1 protein-coding gene is annotated in these 2,319 nt (G+C 37.3%); it reads right to left on the bottom strand.

What is annotated here, in order from left to right:
• Window positions 1-2,074 (bottom strand): prolyl oligopeptidase family serine peptidase (locus E1171_RS02605; protein ID WP_155203792.1); only part of this gene is annotated, 2,074 nt, incomplete at its 3' end.
• Between the last annotated feature and the right edge of the window lie 245 nt (window positions 2,075-2,319).

The following is a 2,319-nucleotide window of genomic DNA, read 5'->3' as shown; positions in this document are numbered from 1 at the left end:
CAATTCTTTTTGATGTAGGTGTTCCGGCCCCATGACCTGCATCTGTTTCAATACGGATTAAAACAGGGTTGTCTCCCACATGATTCTTTTGAAGAGTAGCCGCAAATTTAAATGAATGTGCTGGTACTACTCGATCATCATGATCAGCTGTAGTAACCATTGTTGCTGGATACCTAGTTTCCGCCTTCAAAGCATGAACAGGGGAATATTTGTGTAAGTATTCGAACATTTCTTTGGAATCTTCAGAAGTCCCATAATCGAAGGCCCAACCTGCCCCGGCAGTAAATTTATGGTATCTCAACATATCCATTACTCCCACGGCAGGGAAAGCCACTTTTGCCAAGTCAGGCCGTTGAGTCATAGTGGCACCCACCAATAGACCTCCATTAGAAGCACCTGCTATGGCTAGAAAATCATTTGAAGTATAGTTTTCTTTGATTAGGTATTCTCCGGCTGCAATGAAATCATCAAATACATTTTGCTTATTCATTTTCGTACCGGCCAAATGCCATTTCTCTCCATATTCTCCTCCTCCTCTTAGATTAGGCTGTGCGTAAATTCCGCCATTTTCCAACCATACAATTTGTGAAGAACTAAATCGAGGTGTCAAGCTGGCGCTGAAACCACCGTAGCCATACAAATAAGTTGGATTTTTACCGTTTAGTTCTATCCCTTTTTTGTGTACAATAAACATAGGAACTTGGGTGCCATCCTTACTGGTATAAAATACTTGCTTGGTTTCATATTCCTCAGGATTAAACTCAACCTTAGGGCGGGCATAAACCGTTGATTTCCCTGACGCAATATCATATTTAAAGATTGTCGTCGGATAGGTAAAAGAAGTAAATGTATAATATAACTCTTTATCGGTGTTCCTTGCACCGAATCCACCTGCTGAACCAATTCCTGGAAGTTCAATCTTTCGTTCCAAATTGCCGCGCATATCGTATTGCTTCACCTGAGTCTTGGCATCTACCATATAATTGGCGAAAATTTTTCCCCCGCCAGTACTGGCATTCAAAACATTTTTAGTTTCCGGGATTACATCTTTCCAGTTTTCCGGACCAGGGTTATTAAAATCTACCTCAACAATTCGATTATTTGGTGCATCCAAATTGGTAGAAATCAACAATCTAGACCCTTCATTGTCTAATACATAGTGGTCCTTTTCAAAATTATTTACAATAGGAATAATTTTTCCATTTTTTTGAGCTAGATCCTGAATATAAAGCTCATTCCCACTTGTACTTTGTGCAGCATTGATTACAAGAAACCTTTCATCTTCAGTCAAATAAGCAAAAATGTATCTTCTTGGCTGCTTTTCTCCACCAAAAATTAACTGGTCTTGAGATTGTGGCGTTCCTAGCTTGTGGTAATACAACTTATGGTGTTGAGTTTTTGCAGATAAAGCACTTCCACCTTTGGGCTTATCATAACTGCTGTAATAAAAACCTTCATTTCCCTTCCAGGATATTCCACTAAATTTGATATTCTTTAAAGTATCGCCAACTATTTCCTTATTTTCTGCTTTTAAAATAATCGCTTTTCTCCAATCAGATCCCCCTTCAGAAATCAAATAGGCAAATAGAGAACCATCTTTACTAAAACTAGTTCCTCCTAGGGAAATGGTGCCGTCCTCTTTAAAATTATTAGGATTCAAAAATTCCTCCGGTTCCCCGTCTTCAGTTTTCTTTCGATACAATACACTTTGGTTTTGGAGTCCATCATTTTTATAAAAATAATAGTAATCCCCATGCTTTCTTGGTGCAGATAATCGCTCGTAATCCAACAAATCTTTTAACCGTGCCTCAATCTTCTCCCGAAAAGGAATTTGATTGAGATAGTCGAAAGTCACCTTATTTTGGGCTTGTACCCAAGCTCCCGTTTGCTCTGAACGATCGTCCTCCAACCATCGATATGGATCTGGGACCTCCGTGCCAAAATAATTATCTACGGTATCAACCTCAGCCGTCTGAGGATAATCTAGTTTTTGTTTTTTTTCTGCCTTCTCTTTATTGCAACCTGCTAAAAACAGTGCTCCTGAAAGAGCTAATGCAGCAAATTTTGTACTCATGTTTATAAAGCGGTTTTTTATAAAAGTGATTTTAATAAAAAGTTTTAAAATGGAATTACAAAGTCGAAAAGATGACATTAATGTTCTGTAATAGGGTTATAAGATTTTAAAAAATATTTTATTGAAAATCTTACCCCTAAAAATATATCCCAATTAAAATTTCCTTAATTAAAAGAAAAAAATCAGTATTTGGGCGATTATGGTTTTCCTAAAGCAGCTCTAAATATAAGATAAAAAATAGGTTA

Origin of the sequence: Xanthovirga aplysinae (assembly GCF_009711365.1) — a bacterium.
Classification (GTDB): domain Bacteria; phylum Bacteroidota; class Bacteroidia; order Cytophagales; family Cyclobacteriaceae; genus Xanthovirga; species Xanthovirga aplysinae.
The sequence above is the reverse complement of the archived record's forward strand: the minus strand, read 5'-3'. Positions and strand labels throughout refer to the sequence as shown.